Consider the following 15,251-nt stretch of genomic DNA (forward strand, 5'->3'; position numbering starts at 1 on the left):
GTTGCGCATGTCCAGCCGGGCGCTGGGGTGCTGGCGCTGCTCGGGCTCGCTACTGCCCGCGTCGGGTGCGGGCAGGTTCGGCGCCGGGGATCGCTCCTCGCCCAGCGGCTTCACCGTGTAGGGAACGCGCCGGGCCTTCGCGGCGGTGAGCGCTATCGTCATTGCCGAGGAAATCCCCGACATGTGGCTGATCCGGATGCCGCCGACGGCGACGCCGCCGAACTGCACGCCGTTGTCGCGGTAGAGCGTCATCCGGCGCAGGCCGTGCCGCCCGCGCCCCAGATCCGGAGCAGGACGTGCCGCATCGACTTGCCGGGCTTATACGGCTTTCGGCTGGCATGTCTGATGCGAACCGTCTCCGAGCCCATGGTGGGCGTTTCCTCCCTACACTGGCCGGGGCTCTCGGGCTCCGGCCCCTTTCGGGAGCGCTCGACCTCCTCGTCGTTGTGCCCCTCGCCGCCTGCAGGGCTGATCCCATCGGCGCACGGGCTACCCTCCGGGATTCGGGCTTCACCGGCATCGGCATTTCCGCCGCGCCCGCGTTCGGCCGAGCCTGTTGGTGCGTAGCGGTCCGCTTCTGCTCCCCGTCGATGCAGAAGCGGACGAGCTGCTTTCCACCCACCCCAGTCATCCCGACTGGCCTACCGGTGAGGCCGAAGCTGGCCGTAAGCGGCCTGTCCGCTTCGGAGCAGGCCCGCTGGAAAAGCGGACGGCCTTTTATCGACCCAACTCGGTCACGCCAGTCGCTTCGAATGCTTCCACAAAGCGGACATTTCCGAGCCGAGCCAAGCTCGCCCGGTACCGTCCTGCCCTATGTCAGTGGTAAAGGGAGCTAACCGCGTGGAGCAGGACATCGGCGAAAGGGACGAGCGGCTGCCCGCTTCGGAGCATAGGTCCGTCCCCAGATCGCTCGACCTCCTCAACCTCCTGCTGATCGACGTGAACGGGGCGATCAAGCCCTACCTCAACGTCTACCTCTACGTTCACCGTGGTTGGGACGACGCCTCGGTCGGACTGGTCAGCACGGTTTCGGGCATTGTCGGCATCGTGGCGCAGACGCCCATCGGGACGGCCATCGACGCGGTGCGCGACAAGCGCGTGATCCTGCTCGGCGCCCTGATCGCGCTCTCGCTGGCCACGCTCCTCGTCGCGCTCTTCCCGAACTTCTGGCCCGTACTCGCGGCCTCCTGTGTGCTGTCCGCCGTAGGAGGCATGCTCAGCCCGGCCATTGCAACGCTCACCCTGGGCCTATTCCCAGCCAACAGGATCGCCCGACGCTTCGGCCGCAACGCTGCCCTGGAGCGGACCGGCAACGTCGCCATCGCCGTGCTGATCGGGCTGGTCGGCTGGCTGTTCCCGGACAGGGCGGTCTTCCTTCTAGTCCCAGTCTGCGCCGTCGTCTCGGCCGCCGCGCTCTACTCCATCCCACGCCGCGCCATCGATGCACGTCGCGCCCGGGGCGGCGGCGAGGGCGAGGAGGAGCAAGCTCCGGCCGGGTGGCGGACCCTCCTGACCTGCCGGCCGCTCATGGTGTTCGCGGCGTGCGTAGGGCTTTTCCATTTCGCCAACGCGCCGCTCCTGACCCTCATCGCGCAGGAGATCGGGCAAGCGCGCCCGGATTGGTCGTCCGTCATCGTCTCCGTCTGCATCGTCGGCGCGCAGGCGGTGATGGTGCCGATGGGGCTAATCGTCGGGCGCCGGGCCGAGCGCTGGGGCCGCAAGCCGCTCCTCGTGATTGGCTTCGCCGCGCTGCCCGCGCGAGCCCTGCTCTACCTCGTCTGGCGCGACCCGTACTGGCTGATCGCGGTCCAGTGCCTCGACGGCGTCGGCGCCGGCCTGCTCAGTGCGGTGAAGCCCCTCGTGATGGCCGACATCACCCGCGGTACCGGTCGCTACAACGCCGCCCATGGCCTGATCGGGACCGTACAGGGCGCGGGCGCTTCCCTGTCGTTCGTGATCGCCGGAACTTTGGTCCAGCAGGCGGGGTTCGATGCCGCCTATCTCGCGTGCGCCGCCATGGCGGCGGTCGCGCTCGGGGTACTCGTGACGCTGTTGCCGGAGACGGCCCCGGAGAAGCCTTGGGGTGGCCCGGCGGCATGGCTGCGTTCGGGAAGACCCGGTCGGGCGTGAGGAGCGGCAGTGAAACATCGGATTTCAGTCATGGGCCGCCCGCGAATCAAAGCGACGGTGATCGTGCTTCTGGCCCTCGCGCTGCCCGCCGCCGGCGGAACGCTGCACAGCACTTACGTCGATCCGGCGGCGATGGCGCTCCAGCGCGTCCTGCCGCCCCCGCCCGAAGCCGGCTCGGGAGCGGCCAAGGCGGACCTGCAGACCGTGGAAGCCGCCGTCCGAGCCCGCACGCCCGACGATGAGCGCCGCATCACCGCGAACCTACCGTGCACCCTCGACCGCTTCACCGAGGTTCTCGGTCCGGCCTTTACCGCGGAGACCATGCCGGTCACTGCGGCGCTGATCGAGCGCGTGTTCCAGGACGGCGAACTCGCCGTCCTGGCGGCCAAAGCCGCCATCGCCCGGCCGCGCCCCTACACGGTGAAGCCGGACCTCGCCACGTTCGGACATCGCTCGGACAGCACGTCCTACCCGAGCGGGCACGCCACGTTTGGGTATCTCGCGGCTACGGTACTGGCGCGCCTCGTGCCCGGGAAACGCCAGCCGCTGATCGCGTTCGCCGCGTCCTACGGGGAGAACCGCATGATCGCCGGTACCCATTTCCCATCCGACCTCGAAGCCGGGAAGATCGCTGCGGCCGTGATCGCGGAAGCGCTGTTCCGAAATCAACGCTTCGAAGGGGATCTCGCCCGGGCGGCCGCGGAAATCGCGGCCCAGGGGCCCACCTCCGGCCGCTGAGATGGAAGTCTCCGCCGGGCAAGATCACGAGGGCGGGGATAGTTTGCGTGGCAGACGTTCGAACGTTCGTCGGTCATCCAACGGCAGCGTGTGTCGTCATGCCCCCGTCGTGGAGCCCGTACCCAACGCCCGCTGCATAAGGACGGTATCGACCCAACGGCCATGCTTGAAGCCCACGGCTTGCAGGATGCCGACCTCGGCGAACCCGGCCTTCCGATGTAGGGCGATGGAGCCCTGGTTCGCGCTATTGCCGATCACCGCCACCATCTGGCGCCATGGGCCGACTACGCATCGGTCGATCAGCGCCCCGAGCAACGCTGTCCCAACTCCGCTTCGATGTGAGGCATGGGTCACGTAGACCGAGTTCTCGACCGTATGACGGTATGCCGGACGGGGCCGATAGGCTGTGGCGTAGGCGTATCCCACGACCTGCTCGCTCCGGACCGCAACTAGATACGGCAATCCGGCGGCGACGATGGCCTCGCGCCGCTTGCCCATCTCCTCGATGGTCGGCGGCTCCTCTTCGAACGTTGCCAGTCCGTAGAGAACATACGGCGTGTAGATCCGCAGCACCTCGGCCACGTCGGACGACGACCCGTCACGGACGATGGGGGATGCTTGGTCGTCGTTCCGCGTGCACGGCATCGGCGGACTATCCCTCACCAGGGCCGGCGTATCGAACCCGGCCGGATCACGATGACGGGAGAGGCATTGCTGGGGGCGGGTGAGCCCTCATCTCCCGCGATAGGCGACCTACCACAATGCCTCGTCAGACGTCGCCTCTCAACAACCCCGGAGACAGGCCGCTCGACATCCGAGCCTCTGACAGCAGGAGACCTCGCCATGCACTACGTCACCAAGGAGAAGGCTGCCGATGGACAGTTCATGGTCAAGGTTGCCGGCCGCGCTGTGACAGAAACCCGCGAGAAGCGACAGGCCAAGAAACTCGTCCGCGCGATCCGGGGCCTGCGGCGCCTGAAGAAGGCAAGCAAGCAGGTGGGTGCCGGGCCCCGATACTGAATTCAGGCTTATCCGGTTGAAGCGTCGGCGCGCTCAAACGAGGCGCATCTCACCCGATTTGAGACCGAGACTTCGGGTGAGGTCCCGTGAAAGGGCGCCGACGACCTCGGCATCCATGCGATCTGTCGTCAGCCCTTTCACCTGGGCGAGCGCAGCCTCGGCCGATGGGGCGACGACGGCGTAGACCCGAAGCGCCTCGCGCTTCTGGCGCACGGCGATGAGATACGCCGTGCGCTTGCCCTTCTTACCAGTCTTAACCTCCGCAAAAGGAAGGTACGTGGTTCCGTCCATCAGTCCTTGTCGGGCTTTTCCTTGGTGATGGCGCCCGTCTTGGGATCGACGTGGAATTCCATCTTCAAGCCGTTCTTCATGCCCTCGCCTTCCCAGTGGCCATCGTCGGCCTCCAGTTCGGTGATGCTGGAGTAGCCCGCATCCATCAGCTTCTGCTTGACCTGTTCGGCGGGAATCCAGTCGGCCCCGGGCCGGTCCTTCTTGGCCATCGCAGGGCCGGAGAAGCCCAGCGCTAGGACCAGGGCGAGCGGTGCCAGTGTCCCAAATTTCATTAGCCGTCTCCGTTTCCGTGGTGTCCGTCAACGGATCGTCCGAGTATCGGTTGCCCCGACGCCGGCGACGCAATCACAGGTGGCCTTCAACATTCTCGACGCTGGCTACGCCGGGATGCGCGCGGAGACCCTTTGCGATTTCCGTCATTGACTGTCGCGAGAGGCGCGCGAACGAGATCAGTATTTCGTCCTGTCCTGGATCGGCACCCCGTTGCACGACGAATTGGCGAACACGGGATGCACGCTGGCCGGCGATCCCCTGCAGGGTATCGAACGTGACCGAGCCCGGCTCGGCCAGGACGCGAAGCGGACGGACGTGCAGCCGGTCGTGATAGCGTTCCTGGAGTGGCTTCAGTCCGGCGAGGATCGCCAGAAGGATTGCGGTCGTTGCGACGCCGGCGACGTAGAGGCCGCTGCCGACCGCCAAGCCGATTGCGGCGACGGCCCAAAGGCTCGCTGCGGTGGTGAGCCCTTTGACGACTTCGCCGCGAAGCAGGATCGTCCCGGCCCCGAGGAATCCGACGCCGGAAACGACCTGCGCCGCGATGCGTGAGGGGTCCAGGACGACATTGTGCGCGCCGAGCACGTCGCTGAAGCCGAACGCCGAGACGATGACGATGAGGCAGGCGCCAACCCCGACGAGCATATGCGTCCGAAGGCCCGCCGCCCAGAGTAACCGTTCGCGCTCCACCCCGATCAAGCCGCTGAGGACGGCGGCAAGCAGAAGTCGAGACAGAATTTCCAGATTGCCGAGCATGTTCCCGTCAAGCCTGTCGAGCGACTGCAGGTAGAAATATATTTAGATTCACACGGTCAAGTATGCGAACGGCCCCTTCAAATCAGCGTGCCCGGCATCCGAAACCACTTCACCGAAGCAGACGATCGAAAAACGGCCCAGGAGATTCGAGCTCCCCTGGGCCGCATGACGGCGCCGATCAGGCGGGCCGTCCGTGAGCCGGACCCTTGTGGCTCAAGGTCAGGGCCAGGAAGAGGATGGCGAGGACGCAAGCCCCGATCAGGAGGATGAAGGAGCCGTTCCAGCCATAGTGGTCCGTCGTGTAGCCCACCAGCGCGCTCGCCGCGACGGAGCCGCCGAGGTAGCCGAACAAGCCGGTGAAGCCCGCGGCCGTCCCAGCCGCCTTCTTAGGCACCAACTCCAGGGCCTGGAGGCCGATCAGCATGACGGGTCCGTAGATCAGGAAGCCGATGCAGATGAGCGCCGCGAGGTCGATGCCCGGGTTACCTTCGGGGTTGAGCCAGTAGACCAGCGTCGCCACGAGGACGCCGATCATGAACACCACCCCCGTGGCGCCGCGATTGCCCCGGAACAGCTTGTCCGACAGCCAGCCGCAGAGGAGCGTCCCGGGAATGCCGGCCCACTCGTAAAGGAAGTAGGCCCAGGAGGTCTTGTCGACCGAGAAGTGCTTGGCTTCCTTCAGGTAGGTCGGCGCCCAATCCAGCACGCCGTACCGCAGCAGGTAGACGAACACGTTGGCGAAGGCGATGTACCAAAGAAGGCGGTTCTTCAGGACGTGCTCCACGAAGATCTCCCGGGTGGAGAACTCTCGCTCGTGGTTGGCGTCGTAGCCCTCCGGGAAATCGTTCTTCCACGTTTCTACGGAGGGAAGGCCGCAGGATTGCGGGGTATCCCGCATGGTCACGAAGGCGAAGACCGCGACAGCGAGCGCCACCACCGCGGGCACGTAGAAGGCCGAGTGCCAGTCGTTGAACCAAGCCAGTCCGAGCAGGAAGAGCGGGCCGATCAGACCGCCGCCGACATTATGTGCCACGTTCCAGACCGAGACGACGCCACCGCGCTCCTTCTGCGACCACCAGTGCACCATCGTGCGCCCGCTCGGCGGCCAGCCCATGCCCTGGAACCAGCCGTTGAGAAACAGCAGGACGAACATGATGCTCACGCTGGACGTCGCCCAAGGCGCGAAGCCGAACAGCAGCATCACCAACGCCGAGAGTACGAGGCCAATCGGCAGGAAGTAGCGGGGATTCGAGCGGTCCGAGACCATCCCCATCAGGAACTTGGAGAGGCCGTAGGCGATGGCCACCGCGGAGAGCGCCGTGCCGAGCTCACCGCGGCTGTAGCCCTGCTCGACGAGGTAGGGCATCGCGAGGGAGAAGTTCTTTCGCAGCAGATAATAGCCGGCGTAGCCGAGGAAGATGCCCGCGAAGATCTGCCAGCGCAGCCTTCGGTAGGTCGGATCGACGCGATCCGCTTGGATCGGAGGCCTGTGGGCCGCGGGAGCGAGAAAGCCAATCATGGCGCGCTTTCGTGGGTGAGACCGCGGCATGGATCCGGGCCTCGTCTTGATGGGACATGTGGTGAGGGGCGGAGTTCAGCGGCGCTGCGGCGCGGCTACCGAAGGCACTATCCGCGGGGGCGAGCCCATCCGGGGTTGTTGGCGGGTCGCAAAATCCCATCGAAGCATCGTGTCCTCCCTTGGAGACGGCGTGTTCCGGCTGGACCGGCCCGCCTTCTTCGTTGATGGCCTCACGCCCTTTCCCGGCGTTCGGTCCGGACGGCGGGTATCGCGGCGTCGCTGTTGCCGGTCATCGCGGCGACCGCCGCTCCCAGCGCCCTGGCCTCGTCCGCCGTGAAGGCGAGTCCGAGCTTGGACCGCCGCCAGAGCACGTCCTCGACGGTGCGGGCCCATTCATGCTCGACCATCCAGCGCAGCTCGCCTTCGTGGAGGCCGTGGCCCAGGTCAGCGCCGAGGTGCTCGGCGATACGCAGCGCGTCGGTTCCGTAGGCCGCCACCATGCGTTCGACAGTGGAAGGAGCGAGGTGGGGCGCGGCCCGTGCCAGGCGTGCTTCGAGCGCGGCCACACCGTCCACCGCGAAGTCGCCGCCCGGCAGCGCTGTGCTTCCGGTCCAGGGGCGGCCCCGTGCGCCGATACGCCGGCCGATCTCCTCAAGCGCATCCTCCGCCAACTTGCGGTAGGTCGTGATCTTGCCGCCGAAGATGTTGAGCACCGCTGCCTCGCCGGCCGCGCCGTCCGGCTTCAGCACGTAGTCGCGCGTCGCCTCCTGCGCGGCGGAAGCGTGGTCGTCAAAGAGCGGGCGCACGCCGGAGAAGGTCCAGACGATGTCCTCCCTGCGCAGCGGCTCCGCGAAGTATTCGCTGGCGGCATCGAGCAGGTACGCGGTCTCCTCCTCGGTGATGGCCACCTCGGCAGGGTCCCCGGAGAAGTCTCGGTCGGTCGTCCCGACGAGCGTCGTATCGTTCGCGTAAGGAATGGCGAAGATGATCCGCCCGTCCGCATTCTGAAAGATGTAGGCCCGGTCATGGTCGTAGAGCCTGCGCACCACGATGTGCGAGCCCTGGACGAGGCGCACGTGCCTGTCCTCACGCCGACCGAGGGGCCCCTGAATGACGTGGTCGACCCAGGGCCCGGCCGCGTTCACGAGGAAGCGCGCGGCGATCTCCTCCTCGCGTCCGCTTCGAAGATTGCGGCGCACGATCCGCCATAGGTCGCCCTCCCTGCGGGCGGACACGACGCGTGTTCCTACCGCGATCTCGGCACCGCGCAACTGGGCATCGCGGGCGTTGAGAACCACGAGGCGCGTGTCGTCGACGCGGGCGTCGGAATACTCGAAGCCGCGCCGGAACTCAGGCTTCAGCGATGCACCGAGGGGGCCTGTCAGGTCGACGGAACATGTTCCGGGCAGGCGCTTCCGGCCGCCAAGATGATCGTAGAGGAAGAGGCCCAACCGCAGCAGCCATGCCGGGCGTAGACCCTTGTGCAGCGGTAGGACGAAGCGCAGCGGGCGCACGATGTGCGGCGCGATCCCCCATAGGACTTCGCGTTCGGCAAGCGCTTCGCGCACGAGGCGGAACTCGTAATGCTCAAGGTATCGCAGGCCGCCGTGGATCAGCTTCGTCGACCACGAGGAGGTGCCGCTGCCGAGGTCGTTCTGCTCGGTCAGCGATACGGAATAGCTACGGCCAGCTGCGTCACGCGCGATGCCGCACCCGTTGATCCCCCCGCCGATGACGGCGACGTCGAACGTGCGCATGATCCTCCCCCTTTCGTTTCGCGCCGTGAGATGCGCGATTGCGAAAGCGAAGCCATTCAGTACGAAACAAAAGGAAAGTCAATCGAAAGTCGGCAGTCAGCGCCCGGTTTCGATAAGCCGCACGCCTGATGCTTTGCAAAGGTCGCGAAGACTATCACTGGGGCACTGGTCCGTGACGAAGGTACCGATCTGGCCGAGTTGGGCGAGGCGGACCGGTGCGCTTCGCTCGAACTTCGTGGAGTCCGCGACGAGCACGACATGGCGCGCATTGGCGATGATCGCCTGCGCCACTCGGACCTCGCGGTAGTCGAAGTCGAGGAGCGATCCATCCTCGTCGATGGCCGATGCGCCGATCACCGCGAAGTCGACCTTGAACTGGCGGATGAAATCCACGGCCGCCTCACCGACGATGCCACCGTCCGACCGCCGGATCAGTCCGCCTGCCACGATGCACTCGACTTCCGGGCTGGACCGCAGGGCATGGGCTACATTGAGGTTGTTGGTGATCACCATCAGGCCGGAATGGCCCAGCAGCGCCCGGGCGACCGCCTCGGTGGTCGTCCCGATATTGATGAACAGCGACGAGCGGTCCGGGATCAGGTTCGCTGCGGCGCGTGCGATTGCCAACTTCTCGGGCGCAGCCAATGCGTTGCGCGCGTCGTAGTCCAGGTTTTCAGCGCCGGCCCCGAGGACCGCCCCGCCGTGCATGCGCGACAGAAGTCGAGCCTCGCACAGGTCGTTGAGATCCTTCCGGATGGTCTGGACGCTGACCGCGAAACGACCGGCCAACGCCTCTACAAGGACGCGCCCATCACTTCGCGCGATCTCCATGATTGCGTTCTGACGCTCCGAAAGCATGCCGTTAAATCACTGCCCGTGAAAGCGAAGGACAAGACGAAAGCGAAATTGCGCAAAAAAGAAAGTCTGGATCGGCGGCGAACTGCGCAAGATGCACTCATAGGGGGCGACCCACAAAAAGTGACATAGGGTGTTCCGCCTTGCACTTTCGTTCGCAAGAACGTGGCACCCGTCATCCCGTTCAACCAAGCCGTGGCGCCGTCGAACAATCACATCCCGTTGCAGGTTGGCGAATGCGAAAACAGGCAAGCGTTGGCGCGGGCGGACGCCCTTAGACCGAGGCACTGCAGTGGATAGCCCATCGATTCGATGTCGAGGGGTGTAATGCCCGAGTTCCTCGTAAGCGAACCAGCTGCGATCCACCCTGAGCGGTCCTCCTACTTACGGCCCGTGCTGGGCATTCAGCCGCAACCAAAGGTTTCTTAGAGGCTAACTTTTGCAAGCCTTGACGGAACCTCGTTGCGTCCCGCGATGCTCGCCGATGTCGGCTCCTCCCCAGTTGAGAATGAACGTTCATTGACACGAGAATGAGTGTTCATTATTAAGGCGAGGAGGAATGATGGTGTCGAGCATGGCCTACGCATCCGCTGCCCCCGTCGAAGCCCCCGCCACCATGGCGGTGTTGCGCGCCGTGTTGCGTCCGGCGAACCTGATCCTCGGCGCCGCGGTGCTGCTGGGGTGGGCATGCCTGTTGTCCTGGACCGGCACCGGTCCGGGCGGCTGGCAGGCTCGGGCCTGCGCCGGTCTCGACCACGCGCCCCGCGCTTGCGCCGATCTCGTCCCGATCAAGGATCAGTCCAGGGTCGTCCCGCACGGGCCGGGATTCGCGTCGTGAGCGGTGGGACCGCCACCGTCGTCGAGGTCACCGACGCCCAGGCCGCGCGGCGCGAGCGCATCCTCGACGCGGCCGAGGCCTGCTTCGTCCGTAACGGCTTCCACCGCACCACGATGTCGGACCTCGCCCGCGAGGCCGCCATGAGCCAGGGCAACTTCTACCGCTACTTCGCCTCGAAGGAGGACATCGTCCTGGCGATGGCGGAGCGCGACCGCGCCCGCGGGGCCGCCCTCGTGGCCGAGATGGAGCGGGAGGGTGACCGCCGCGCCTCCCTGAACGGCATTCTCGAACGGTTCTTCACCGGCATCACCCGCGACGCCGCGGTGCTGCGCCTCGACCTGTGGGCGGAGACCACGCGCAACCCAGCCATCGCCGCGTTGGTCGACCGCAGCGAGGCCGAGGCCCGCGCATGGCTGTGCGGGATGTTCGCGGCGCTCGCCAACTCGCCCGATTGCGACCCTGCGTCCATGTTAGAGGCGGTCAACCCGCTGATGAAGGGCATCGTCGTCGGCCGCGCCATCCTGCCGGGCTACGATTCGGCCCCCGCCGTCGCCCATCTCAAGGCCATCATCGAAGCCGGCCTGAACGGCGCGCTGCCTCGGGTGACCGCTGCCATTCCGGAGACCGGTCGATGACTCGCGCCGCCTTCCTCGCCGCTCCCGCGCTGCTGGCGCTCGGTCTGTCGGCCGCCTCCGCCCGCGATGAGGCTCCCGCCGCGGCCAAGCCGGCGCTCGCTCCCGCCGTGAGCGTGGTCGAGGCGACCCGGCGCGAGACCGTTGAGACCGTGACGGTGACCGGGACCCTCGTGCCCCGCGACGAGATCCTGGTGACGCCCGAGATCGATGGCTACCGGGTCACCGAGGTGCTGGTCGAGGAGGGCGCGCGGGTCGCCAAAGGCCAGGTTCTGGCACGCCTCGCCCGCGACCTGATCGACCGGCAGATCGCGCAGCAGGACGCGGTGGTGGCCAAGGCCGAGGCCGCCGTACCCCAAGCCCAGAGCAATATCGAGCAGGCCGAGGCTGCCGAGACCGAGGCCCGGCTCAGCCTGGAGCGGGCCAAGACGCTCATCGCGACCGGCAACACCACGGCGGTGGTGATGGAGACCCGGACCTCCGCCCTGCGCCAAGCCGAGGGCAAACTCGCTTTCACCCGCAACGGGCTGGCCATGGCCAAGGCCGACCTCGCCCAGGCCCGCGCCGTGCGCGACGAGCTATCCCTGCGGCTCGCCCGCACCGAGATCCGCGCTCCCGAGGACGGCATCGTCAGCCGCCGCACCGCCCGGGTCGGCCTCGCCGCCTCGGCCGCGTCCGAGCCCCTGTTCCGCCTGATCGCCCGCGGCGAGATCGAGTTGGAAGGTGAGGTCGTCGAGACCAAGCTGCCCCTGCTGCGCGAGGGCGCCCCGGCCTGGATCGACCTCGGCGAAGGTGGCCGCGTTACGGGGCGCGTCCGCGCCGTCTACCCGGAGGTCGACAAGGCCACCCGCCTCGGCAAGGTGCGCGTGCGCCTCGACCCCGATCCGCGCCTGCGTATCGGGACCTTCGCCCGTGGCGAGGTCGAGCTCGCCCGGAGCCGCGGCGTCAGCGTCCCCCAGGCCTCGGTGCTATATAGCGGCGGCCGCCGCAGCGTGCTGGTCGTGGCCAGTGACCGTGTCGAGGATCGCACCGTGCGCACCGGCATCGCCGACGAGGACACCATCGAGGTCCGCGCCGGCCTGAGCGAGGGCGAGCGCGTCGTGGCCCGCGCCGGCTCGTTCTTACGCGACGGCGACCGCGTCCGGCCGGTGCTCGAAGCCCTGGCTCCGACGCCCGCGGTCGCCGCGGTGCCGGCACCCCGGGACACCGCCGAGGCCGGCGTGCCGTAAGTCGTCACACCGACACCCCTTCCAGAACCATGAGAGCCAGGGCCGCCCGATGCGCCTGAACGTCTCCGCTTGGGCGATCCGCAACCCCATCGCCCCCCTCGTCCTGTTCCTGGTGCTGGTCGTGCTCGGCCTCGTCAGCTTCCGCGGGCTCGCGGTGACGAAGATGCCCAACGTCGACGTGCCCATCGTCTCGGTGGCCATCACCCAGTCCGGCGCGGCGCCATCCGAGTTGCAGACCCAGGTCACCAAGTGGGTCGAAGACTCGATTGCCGGGGTCCGCGGCGTCAAGCACATCACCTCGGCCATCACTGAGGGCTCCTCGGTGACCACGGTCGAGTTCCGGCTGGAGGTGAACACCGACCGCGCCGTCAACGACGTGAAGGACGCAATCTCGAAGATCCGCATCAACCTGCCCCGGACCATCGACGAGCCGGTGATCAGCCGCGTCGAGGTCGCCGGCCTGCCGATCCTCGTCTACGGCGTGAAGGCGCCCGCGATGACGCCCGCCGACCTCTCCTGGCTGGTCGAGGACAAGATCGCCCGCACGCTCCAGGGCGTGAAGGGCGTGGGCGGCGTCGAGCGGGTCGGCGGCGTCGCGCGCGAGGTCCGGGTCGTGCTTCAGCCCGACCGGCTGCTGTCCCTCGGCATCACCGCCGCGGACGTGAACCGGCAGTTGCGGCTCACTTCCGCCGACATGGCGGGCGGGCGCGGCGAGGTCGGCGGGCGCGAGCAGTCGATCCGAACCCTCGCCGCCTCCCGCACCCTGCGCGACCTCAAGGCGACCTCCATCGTCCTGCCGGGCGGGCGCAAGGTCCGCCTCGACGACCTCGCCAGGGTGGAGGACGGCATCGAGGAGCCCCGCACCTTCGCCCGCTTTGACGGCGAGCAGGTGGTCGCCTTCGCAGTCTCGCGCGGGGCGGGCGCCAGCGACGCCGAGGTCGCGGCCGGAGTGAAGAGGAAGATCGCCGAGTTCGAGGCGAGCTACCCCGACCTGCAGTTCGAGCTGATCGACTCCTCGGTCTCCTCGACCATCGGCTCCTACGATTCCGCCATGCACACCCTGATCGAGGGGGCGCTCCTCGCGGTCATCGTGGTGTTCCTTTTCCTGCGCGATTGGCGCGCCACGCTCATCGCGGCGGTGGCGCTGCCGCTCTCGGTCTTCCCGACCTTCTGGGCGATGGACGCGCTGGGCTTCACGCTCAACGGCATCAGCCTGCTCGCGATCACCCTGGTGACCGGCATCCTCGTCGACGACGCCATCGTCGAGATCGAGAACGTCGTCCGCCACATGCGGCTGGGCAAGTCGCCCTACCAGGCGGCCATCGAGGGCGCCGACGAGATCGGGCTCGCGGTCATCGCCATCACCGCGACCCTGATCGCGGTGTTCGCACCGGTCTCGTTCATGCCGGGCATCGCCGGGCGCTACTTCATCCAGTTCGGCCTGACCATCGCGGTCTCTGTGTTCATGTCGCTGCTCGTGGCGCGCCTGATCACCCCGATGCTGGCCGCGTACTTCATGCGCGACCACGGTCACGCCGAGGAGCGCGAGGGACCGGTGATGCGCGCCTACACCCGCCTCGTCGGCTGGTCGGTGCGCCACCGGGTCATCACGCTGTTCGCCGGCCTCGCGCTGTTCGCCGCCTCCATCGTGTCGACCGGCCTGCTGCCCTCGGGCTTCATCCCGAAGCAGGATAACGCCCGCACCCTGTTCATGGTCGAACTCGCACCGGGCGCGAAGCTCGGAGACACGGTGGCGGTGTCCGACCGCGTGGTCTCGCGCATCCGGGCGCTGCCCGAGGTGACCTCGGTCTTCGTCGACGGCGGCCGGCAGGTCGGCGGCAAGAAGGAGACCCGGCTCGCGACCCTGACCGTCAACCTCACGCCCAAGAACGCGCGCGCCAAGCGGCAGTGGACGGTGGAGGCCGACATCGCGGCGCTGCTGGCCGAGGAACCCGACATCCGGTCCTGGACCCTGCGCGACAGCGGCCAGCGTGACCTCGCCCTGGTGGTGAGTGGTCCCGACGCCGACGTCGTGACCGAGGTCGCCGCCCGCCTGCAGCGCGACATGGCTGCCATCCCGCACCTCGTGGCGGTGATGTCGACGGCGCCGCTGAACCGGACGGAGGTCCGCATCCGGCCGAAGCCCGGCGCGGCGGCCGACCTCGGTGTCTCGACCGACGCCATCGCAGAGACCGTCCGCGTCGGGACCATCGGCGACATCGGCCTGAACCTCGCCAAGTTCAACGCCGCCGACCGCCAGGTGCCGATCCGAGTGCAACTGCCGGAGAGCGCCCGCGGCGCGGTCTCGCGTCTGGAAAACCTCAAGGTGCCGGCCAAGAACGGAGCCGCCGTGCCGCTGGCGGTCGTGGCCGACATCGAGCTCGACCAGGGCCCGGGCGCCGTCGACCGCTACGACCGGGCCGTGCGCGTCGCCGTCGAGGCCAACATGCAGGGCTCGGAAGCCCTCGGATCGCTCATCGCCGAAGCCCTGCAGACGCCGACGGCCAGGAACCTGCCGCCGGGGGTGACCATCAAGCAGACCGGCGACGCCGAGATCATGGGCGAGGTGTTCTCGGGCTTCCTGATGGCGATGGGCGCCGGGATCATGATGGTCTACGCCGTGCTCGTCCTGCTGTTCGGCTCGTTCCTGCAGCCACTGACGATCCTGTTCTCTCTGCCGCTCTCCATCGGCGGCGCCATCCTCGGCCTGCTGATTTGCCAGATGCCGATCTCGATGCCGGTCGTCATCGGCATCCTGATGCTGATGGGCTTGGTCACGAAGAACGCGATCATGCTGGTCGACTTCGCAGTCGAGGAGATGGCGCGCGGCGTTGACCGGGTCACCGCCATCGTCGATGCCGGCCGCAAGCGGGCGCGACCCATCGTGATGACGACCCTTGCGATGGCCGCCGGCATGGTCCCGTCCGCCATGGCGTTCGGGGTCGGCGGCGAGTTCCGCGCGCCGATGGCGGTGGCTGTCATCGCCGGCCTCATCGTCTCGACCCTGCTCTCACTTGTCTTCGTACCGGCCGTGTTCCTGCTGATGGACAGCCTGAGCAGCCTCCTCGGGCGTCTGCTCGGCCGCTTCGTGGGGCCCCGGGACGACGCGACCAGACATGCGGCGACGATGCCGTAGCGATCCCTCCCGACGGTGTTATCAAGATTGAGTCCAGGATCGGTCTACTTCTAAGCGTCCGCTTGTTCCGGCTCTGA

At 67.5% G+C, this 15,251-nt stretch carries 14 protein-coding genes and 1 pseudogene; 7 read left to right on the top strand and 8 right to left on the bottom strand.

Translation table 11 applies throughout. From position 1 onward, the window contains the following. A pseudogene (locus MKK52_RS15000) lies at positions 1–252 on the bottom strand (hypothetical protein); the annotation flags it as partial. A 588-nt stretch (positions 253–840) separates the two neighbouring features. Here MKK52_RS15000 and MKK52_RS15005 point away from each other — a divergent pair. Together MKK52_RS15005 and MKK52_RS15010 are read left to right on the top strand one after the other, a co-directional pair. Further along, positions 841–2,130, top strand: a complete 1,290-nt coding sequence (locus tag MKK52_RS15005) for an MFS transporter (RefSeq protein WP_243955130.1) — start codon at positions 841–843, stop codon at positions 2,128–2,130. Between the two features lie 30 nt (positions 2,131–2,160). Then, a complete protein-coding gene (locus tag MKK52_RS15010) occupies positions 2,161–2,868 on the top strand; it encodes a phosphatase PAP2 family protein (protein WP_243955132.1) in 708 nt (235 codons plus the stop codon). Between the two features lie 96 nt (positions 2,869–2,964). On the opposite strand, the gene MKK52_RS15015 is transcribed toward MKK52_RS15010, so the two are convergent. Then, positions 2,965–3,513: a GNAT family N-acetyltransferase gene (locus MKK52_RS15015; RefSeq protein ID WP_243955134.1), complete on the bottom strand. Its 549-nt coding sequence runs from the start codon at positions 3,511–3,513 to the stop codon at positions 2,965–2,967. Between the two features lie 198 nt (positions 3,514–3,711). On the opposite strand from MKK52_RS15015, the gene MKK52_RS15020 reads away from it, so the two are divergent. Further along, on the top strand, positions 3,712–3,888 hold the full coding sequence (locus MKK52_RS15020; RefSeq protein ID WP_243955136.1) for a hypothetical protein: 177 nt from the start codon (positions 3,712–3,714) through the stop codon (positions 3,886–3,888). Positions 3,889–3,921: 33 nt separating this feature from the next. On the opposite strand, the gene MKK52_RS15025 is transcribed toward MKK52_RS15020, so the two are convergent. The 6 genes from MKK52_RS15025 to MKK52_RS15050 form a co-directional block, all read right to left on the bottom strand. Next, positions 3,922–4,179: a hypothetical protein gene (locus tag MKK52_RS15025; protein ID WP_243955138.1), complete on the bottom strand. Its 258-nt coding sequence runs from the start codon at positions 4,177–4,179 to the stop codon at positions 3,922–3,924. Further along, on the bottom strand, positions 4,179–4,451 hold the full coding sequence (locus MKK52_RS15030; protein ID WP_243955140.1) for a PepSY domain-containing protein: 273 nt from the start codon (positions 4,449–4,451) through the stop codon (positions 4,179–4,181). Before MKK52_RS15030 ends, MKK52_RS15025 begins: the two co-directional genes overlap by 1 nt. Before the next feature lie 73 nt (positions 4,452–4,524). Further along, positions 4,525–5,208, bottom strand: a complete 684-nt coding sequence (locus tag MKK52_RS15035) for an MgtC/SapB family protein (RefSeq protein ID WP_243955142.1) — start codon at positions 5,206–5,208, stop codon at positions 4,525–4,527. 178 nt (positions 5,209–5,386) lie between these two features. After that, entirely contained in the window at positions 5,387–6,727 is a 1,341-nt protein-coding gene (gene glpT / locus MKK52_RS15040) for a glycerol-3-phosphate transporter (RefSeq protein ID WP_243955144.1), read from the bottom strand. A gap of 230 nt (positions 6,728–6,957) precedes the next feature. Then, positions 6,958–8,484, bottom strand: a complete 1,527-nt coding sequence (gene glpD, locus MKK52_RS15045; RefSeq protein WP_243955146.1) for a glycerol-3-phosphate dehydrogenase — start codon at positions 8,482–8,484, stop codon at positions 6,958–6,960. Between the two features lie 96 nt (positions 8,485–8,580). Then, positions 8,581–9,342: a DeoR/GlpR family DNA-binding transcription regulator gene (locus MKK52_RS15050; RefSeq protein WP_243955148.1), complete on the bottom strand. Its 762-nt coding sequence runs from the start codon at positions 9,340–9,342 to the stop codon at positions 8,581–8,583. A 571-nt stretch (positions 9,343–9,913) separates the two neighbouring features. On the opposite strand from MKK52_RS15050, the gene MKK52_RS15055 reads away from it, so the two are divergent. From MKK52_RS15055 to MKK52_RS15070, 4 genes are read left to right on the top strand one after another with little or no spacing between them, the layout of a single operon-like run. Further along, positions 9,914–10,177, top strand: a complete 264-nt coding sequence (locus MKK52_RS15055) for a hypothetical protein (RefSeq protein WP_243955150.1) — start codon at positions 9,914–9,916, stop codon at positions 10,175–10,177. Further along, entirely contained in the window at positions 10,174–10,812 is a 639-nt protein-coding gene (locus MKK52_RS15060; RefSeq protein WP_243955152.1) for a TetR/AcrR family transcriptional regulator, read from the top strand. Before MKK52_RS15055 ends, MKK52_RS15060 begins: the two co-directional genes overlap by 4 nt. Next, positions 10,809–12,038 carry an efflux RND transporter periplasmic adaptor subunit gene (locus MKK52_RS15065; protein ID WP_243955155.1) on the top strand — a complete coding sequence of 410 codons (1,230 nt, stop codon included), beginning with the start codon at positions 10,809–10,811 and terminating at the stop codon, positions 12,036–12,038. Before MKK52_RS15060 ends, MKK52_RS15065 begins: the two co-directional genes overlap by 4 nt. A gap of 49 nt (positions 12,039–12,087) precedes the next feature. Continuing rightward, positions 12,088–15,174, top strand: a complete 3,087-nt coding sequence (locus MKK52_RS15070; RefSeq protein ID WP_243955157.1) for an efflux RND transporter permease subunit — start codon at positions 12,088–12,090, stop codon at positions 15,172–15,174. Positions 15,175–15,251: the final 77 nt, after the last annotated feature.

The sequence above is a fragment of the Methylobacterium sp. J-067 genome (genome assembly GCF_022829465.1).
Taxonomy (GTDB): domain Bacteria; phylum Pseudomonadota; class Alphaproteobacteria; order Rhizobiales; family Beijerinckiaceae; genus Methylobacterium; species Methylobacterium litchii.